A 6664-nucleotide genomic window follows, 5' to 3' on the forward strand; every position below is an offset into this window, starting at 1 on the left:
CTTGGTTTACTCAACGAATTGTTAACTTATCCAACTATTCGCGATCGCCATATTTCGTCAAGCAGGTAATATAGTTAAAGAGAGATGATGCTATGACGGCTATTACTAAAGTTGGAAATGGGGAGATGTGAACAATGGCTACAGACAAAGCGTACCGCAAAGCAGAAAAACGCATTAAAAAGGCACGGCAAGAGGGTGCAACCGAACTCGACCTGAGCAATCTGGGACTGACTGAGTTACCCGAGGCGATCGGCAACCTCTCCCAATTGCAGACGCTTGACCTCGGTGGCAACCAACTAACAACCCTACCGGAATCTTTCGGCAACCTCTCCCAATTGCAGATGCTTTTGCTCCATAACAACCAACTGACAACCCTACCGGAATCTTTCGGCAACCTCTCCCAATTGCAGACGCTTTTCCTCAGTGACAACGAACTGACGGAGTTACCGGAATCATTCGGCAACCTCTCCCAATTGCAGACGCTTTACCTCCTAAGCAACCCACTAACAACCCTACCGGAATCTTTCGGCAACCTCTGCCAATTGCAGACGCTTAACCTCCAAAGCAACGAACTGACGGAGTTACCGGAATCTTTCGGCAACCTCTCCCAATTGCAAACGCTTAACCTCTTAAGCAACGAACTGACGGAGTTACCGGAATCTTTCGGCAACCTCTCCCAATTGCAGACGCTTGGCCTCCACAGCAACGAACTGACGGAGTTACCGGAATCTTTCGGCAACCTCTGCCAATTGCAGGCGCTTAACCTCCTAAGCAAAGAACTGACAACCCTACCGGAATCTTTCGGCAACCTCTGCCAATTGCAGACGCTTAACCTCCAAGGCAACGAACTGACGGAGTTACCGGAATCTTTCGGCAACCTCTGCCAATTGCAGACGCTTGACCTCAATGGCAACGAACTGACGGAGTTACCGGAATCTTTCGGCAACCTCTCCCAATTGCAGAGGCTTAACCTCCAAGGCAACGAACTGACGGAGTTACCGGAATCTTTCGGCAACCTCTGCCAATTGCAGGCGCTTTTGCTCGATAACAACGAACTGACGGAGTTACCGGAATCTTTCGGCAACCTCTGCCAATTGCAGGCGCTTTTGCTCGATAACAACAAACTGACGGAGTTACCGGAATCTTTCGGCAACCTCTCCCAATTGCAGAAGCTTGGCTTTGGTAGCAACGAACTGACGGAGTTACCGGAATCTTTCGGCAACCTCTCCCAATTAGAGACGCTTTTGCTCGATAACAACGAACTGACGGAGTTACCGGAATCTTTCGGCAACCTCTCCCAATTGCAGGAGCTTTTCCTCAGTGACAACCAACTGACAACCCTACCTGAAGCTTTCGGCAACCTCTCCCAATTGCAGGCGCTTTTGCTCGATAACAACGAACTGACGGAGTTACCGGAATCTTTCGGCAACCTCTCCCAATTGCAGAAGCTTTTCCTCAATGACAACGAACTGACGGAGTTACCGGAATCTTTCAGCAACCTCTCCCAATTGCAGACGCTTGACCTCGAGGAGAACCTACTGACAACCCTACCGGAATCTTTCGGCAACCTCTCCCAATTGCAGACGCTTGACCTCGATGAAACAATGGCTACAGACGAGGCGTACCGCGAAGCAGAACAACGCATTGAAAAGGCACGGCAAGAGGGTGCCACCAAACTCGACCTGAGCGATTTGGAACTGACTGAGTTACCCGAGGCGATCGGCCAACTCTCCCAATTGCAGCAGCTTTACCTCCAAAGCACCGAACTGACGGAGTTACCGGAATCTTTCGGCAATCTCTCCCAATTGCAGACGCTTGAGCTTGGTAGCAACCAACTGACGGAGTTACCGGAATCTTTCGGCAACCTCTGCCAATTGCAGACGCTTTACCTCTATAGCAACCAACTGACGGAGTTACCGGAATCTTTCGGCAACCTCTCCCAGTTGCAGGCGCTTTTCCTCAGTTACAACCAACTGACGGAGTTACCGGAATCTTTCGGCAACCTCTGCCAATTGCAGACGCTTGACCTCGAAGGCAACCAACTGACGGAGTTACCGGAATCTTTCGGCAACCTCTCCCAATTGCAGAGGCTTGAGCTTGGTTACAACCAACTGACGGAGTTACCGGAATCTTTCGGCAACCTCTCCCAATTGCAGACGCTTGACCTCCGTAGCAACCAACTAACAACCCTACCGGAATCATTCGGCAACCTCTCCCAATTGCAGACGCTTTACCTCTATGAAAACCAACTGACGGAGTTACCGGAATCTTTCGGCAACCTCTCCCAATTGCAAACGCTTAACCTCAATGGCAACGAACTGACGGAGTTACCGGAATCTTTCGGCAACCTCTCCCAATTGCAGACGCTTAACCTCCAAAGCAACGAACTGACGGAGTTACCGGAATCTTTCGGCAACCTCTCCCAATTGCAGACGCTTAACCTCCAAAGCAACCAACTGACGGAGTTACCGGAATCATTCGGCAACCTCTCTCAATTGCAGACGCTTTACCTCCAAAGCAACCAACTGACGGAGTTACCGGAAGTGATCGGCAACCTCTCCCAATTGCAGACGCTTAACCTCTATAACAACCAACTGACAACCCTACCAGAAGTTATCGGCAACCTCTCCCAATTGCAGACGCTTAACCTTGATAGCAACCAACTGACAACCCTACCGGAAGTTATCAGCCAACTCTCCCAATTGCAGGAGCTTCTCCTCAATAACAACCAACTAACAACCCTACCGGAAGTTATCAGCCAACTCTCCCAATTGCAGGAGCTTGACCTCAATAACAACCAACTGACAACCCTACCGGAATCTTTCGGCAACCTCTCCCAATTGCAGAAGCTTAACCTCCGTAGCAACCAACTAACAACCCTACCGGAAGTTATCAGCCAACTCTCCCAATTGCAGACGCTTGACCTCAATAACAACCAACTGACAACCCTACCGGAATCTTTCGGCAACCTCTCCCAATTGCAGACGCTTGAGCTTGGTAGCAACCAACTAACAGAGTTACCGGAATCTTTCGGCAACCTCTCCCAATTGCAGAGACTTTTCCTCAATAACAACCAACTGAAAACCCGACCGGAAGTTATCAGCCAACTCTCCCAATTGCAGTGGCCTAATCTCAATAACAACCCACTAACAACCTGACCGGAATCTTTCGGCCAGCCGTTTTTCAAGAATTAACAGAAGATTAATAGATGTTAAACGTGACCATTGATGAAATTTTGAGCGACCCGTTAAAATATCTAAGCCAAGTCAAAGCGGGTGAAACGTTTGTTATTATCCAAGCCGATCGCCCCATTGCTGAACTTAGACCGATTCCACCCGGTAATAAAAAACTCAGACCTTATGGTTTATGTGCTGGAGAATTCACTGTTTCCGATGACTTTGATGCACCTTTACCCGATGATATTTTGAGTGCCTTTGAGGAACAATGAAAATTTTATTAGATACACATATTTTTTTGTGGTTTATTAGTGGAGATGATCAACTATAAACAGATATTTGTAACACAATTTGCCATCTAAATAACGAAATTTCTCTCAGTATGGAGAGTTGCGAATATTTCCACAAGAGAAAATAACCGTATTTTTTGCATCTACAAACTTGGGGGGTTTATCGATACCATAATCAAAGATACCTATATGGAGAACATCAACTATGCTAGAAGCCTACCGTCAACACGCGGCTGAACGAGAAGCTTTGGGGATTCCGCCCCTACCCCTCAACGCCCAACAAACCTCTGAACTCTGCGAACTCCTGAAAAACCCGCCAGAAGCCGAGAAAGAATTCTTAATGGAGTTGCTGCGCGATCGCATTCCCCCCGGAGTTGATGAAGCCGCCTACGTCAAAGCGGGATTTTTAACCGCCGTCGCCAAGGGAGAAATTGACTGTCCCCTCCTGTCTCCTCAAGGGGCGATCGACCTGTTGGGAACCATGATCGGGGGTTATAATGTACAATCGCTGGTTAGTTTCCTCAAATCCCCCGATTCTAACGTAGCCAGTGAAGCCGCCACCGCCCTCAGTAAAATCACCCTGGCTTTTGACACCTTTAACGATGTTCTCGCCCTCTCTGAAGTCAATCCCTACGCCAAACAAGTGATAGATGCTTGGGCGGAAGCCGACTGGTTTATTCGTCGTTCAAAAGTTCCTGAAAGCATCACCGTAACTGTTTTTAAAGTTGGGGGTGAAACCAACACCGATGACTTATCTCCCGCCCCCCACGCTACCACTCGCCCCGATATTCCCCTTCATGCTTTGGTGATGTTAGAGTCAAGAATGCCGGAGGGAATTCAAACGATTGCTGAACTCAAACAAAAAGGTCATCCAGTGGCTTATGTTGGCGATGTTGTGGGAACAGGTTCGTCTCGGAAATCGGCAATTAATTCGCTGTTATGGCATATTGGCGATGATATTCCTTTTGTTCCCAATAAACGGGCGGGCGGTTATATTTTAGGCGGAAAAATTGCCCCTATTTTCTTTAATACAGCCGAAGATTCTGGGGCGTTACCTATAGAATGTGATGTCACTTCTCTGAATACAGGTGATGTGATTACCATTTATCCCTACAAAGGAGAAATTACCAAAGTAGGGGCGAATGGTGATTCGCCCGAAGTTATTTCTACCTTCACATTAAAGCCCGAAACCATATTAGATGAAGTTCGCGCAGGCGGACGAATTCCCTTACTTATTGGACGCAGTTTAACGGATAAAACCCGTGAAGCTTTGGGTTATAAACCCTCAACTTTATTCACCCGTCCAATCACTCCAGAAGACACTGGAAAAGGCTTCACTCTCGCTCAAAAAATGGTCGGAAAAGCTTGTGCTTTACCCGGGGTTCGTCCGGGGACTTCTTGTGAACCGATGATGACAACAGTAGGTTCTCAAGATACCACTGGGCCGATGACCAGAGATGAGTTAAAAGAACTCGCTTGTTTAGGATTTTCGGCTGATTTAGTCATGCAAAGTTTCTGTCATACTGCGGCTTATCCTAAACCCGTTGACATCAAAACTCACCAACTATTACCCGATTTCTTCGCAACACGAGGCGGGGTTGCATTGCGTCCGGGTGATGGTATTATTCACTCTTGGTTAAACCGAATGTTGTTACCCGATACAGTGGGAACTGGGGGAGATTCTCACACTCGTTTTCCATTAGGAATTTCCTTCCCCGCAGGTTCAGGTTTAGTGGCGTTTGCTGCGGCTTTAGGCGTCATGCCATTAGATATGCCAGAATCGGTTTTAGTGAAGTTTTCCGGGGAATTACAACCCGGTGTAACGCTGCGAGATATTGTCAATGCTATTCCTTGGGTAGCGATGCAACAAGGAAAGTTAACTGTTGGCAAAGAGAACAAACAAAATGTGTTCAACGGCCGTATTATGGAGATGGAAGGCTTACCGGATTTAAAAGTTGAACAAGCTTTTGAATTAACGGATGCGACTGCTGAACGCTCTTGTGCAGGGTCTACGATTAAGTTAGGCGTTGAGACAATTTCTGAATATTTGCGGTCAAATATTGCCTTGATGACGAATATGATTGCACGCGGATATCAGGATAGTAAAACCTTAACCCGTCGCATTGCCAAAATGCAACAATGGTTAGCCAATCCTCAGTTAATGGAAGCAGACCCCGATGCAGAATATGCTGATATTATCGAAGTCAATTTGAACGACATCAAAGAACCGATTGTTGCTGCACCCAATGACCCCGATAATATTAAGTTAATGTCGGAATGTGCCGGAGACAAAATTGATGAGGTGTTCATCGGTTCTTGTATGACGAATATCGGTCATTATCGGGCGGCGGCGAAAGTATTAGAAGGGGAAAAAGTGAAGGTTCGCTTGTGGGTTTGTCCGCCGACTCGCATGGACGAACAACAGTTAAGAAATGAAGGGATTTACGGTGTATTTGCTGCGGCAGGTGCAAGAACAGAAATGCCCGGATGTTCGCTATGTATGGGGAATCAAGCAAGGGTTGAAGATGGCGTAACAGTGTTTTCAACTTCGACTCGAAACTTCAATAATCGCATGGGGAAAGATGCGCGAGTTTATCTCGGTTCGGCGGAATTAGCAGCCGTTTGTGCGGTGTTAGGACGCATTCCAACGGTTGAGGAATACAAGGAGATTATTACGAAGAAACTCGACCCGTTTGCTGCGGATTTATACCGTTATCTCAACTTCAATGAAATTGAAGGTTTTGAAGATGAAGGGCGGGTTATTTCCGTTGAGGATATGCCAAAAATTGAGGATATTTTGGGTATTCCTGCGTTGACCTAACTCTCCTTCCCTGGGAGGGAATAGACCTAACCCCCCTAGCCCCCCTTCCCTGCGAGGGAATGAGGGAATTAGATTAAAAGTAACAATCTTACTCCCCTCGCCTCACCCCCCTTTTTAAGGGGGGATCAAGGGGGGATTGGAGAGGGGTTGGGGAATAGACCTAACCCCCCTAGCCCCCCTTCCCTACGAGGGAATGAGGGAATTAGATTAAAAGTAACAATCTTACTCCCCTCGCCTCACCCCCCTTTTTAAGGCAGGGCCGTTTCATTCTAACAAAATCCAAAGCCTAGACCACCTGTTATTAAGCCATCTTTGACCCTCTGTAATTGACACAAAGCCTAAAAGTCTAAAAAGATTAATTGCAATAGTTTGAAGAA

General features: G+C 47.3%; 3 protein-coding genes. All 3 read left to right on the top strand.

All coding sequences use genetic code 11. The annotated features are described in order from the left end of the window. Positions 1 to 134: 134 nt before the first annotated feature. The 3 genes from VB836_RS29250 to acnB all read left to right on the top strand — a co-directional run bounded on the left by VB836_RS29250 (position 135) and on the right by acnB (position 6287). A complete protein-coding gene (locus VB836_RS29250; RefSeq protein WP_323224944.1) occupies positions 135 to 3158 on the top strand; it encodes a leucine-rich repeat protein in 3024 nt (1007 codons plus the stop codon). A gap of 50 nt (positions 3159 to 3208) precedes the next feature. After that, entirely contained in the window at positions 3209 to 3448 is a 240-nt protein-coding gene (locus VB836_RS29255) for a type II toxin-antitoxin system Phd/YefM family antitoxin (RefSeq protein ID WP_323224946.1), read from the top strand. Between the two features lie 223 nt (positions 3449 to 3671). Further along, the gene (acnB, locus tag VB836_RS29260) at positions 3672 to 6287 is read left to right on the top strand and encodes a bifunctional aconitate hydratase 2/2-methylisocitrate dehydratase (protein ID WP_323224948.1); all 2616 of its coding nucleotides are present in this window, start codon (positions 3672 to 3674) and stop codon (positions 6285 to 6287) included. The last annotated feature ends 377 nt before the right edge of the window (positions 6288 to 6664 follow it).

The organism is Limnoraphis robusta BA-68 BA1 (genome assembly GCF_034932365.1).
GTDB classification, from domain to species: domain Bacteria; phylum Cyanobacteriota; class Cyanobacteriia; order Cyanobacteriales; family Microcoleaceae; genus Capilliphycus; species Capilliphycus robustus.

What these genes read in the sequence shown, in the direction of transcription:
- VB836_RS29250 (WP_323224944.1), top strand. Translation starts at nt 135, where the DNA reads ATGGCTACAGACAAAGCGTACCGCAAAGCAGAAAAACGCATTAAAAAG.
- VB836_RS29255 (WP_323224946.1), top strand. Translation starts at nt 3,209, where the DNA reads ATGTTAAACGTGACCATTGATGAAATTTTGAGCGACCCGTTAAAATAT.
- acnB (WP_323224948.1), top strand. Translation starts at nt 3,672, where the DNA reads ATGCTAGAAGCCTACCGTCAACACGCGGCTGAACGAGAAGCTTTGGGG.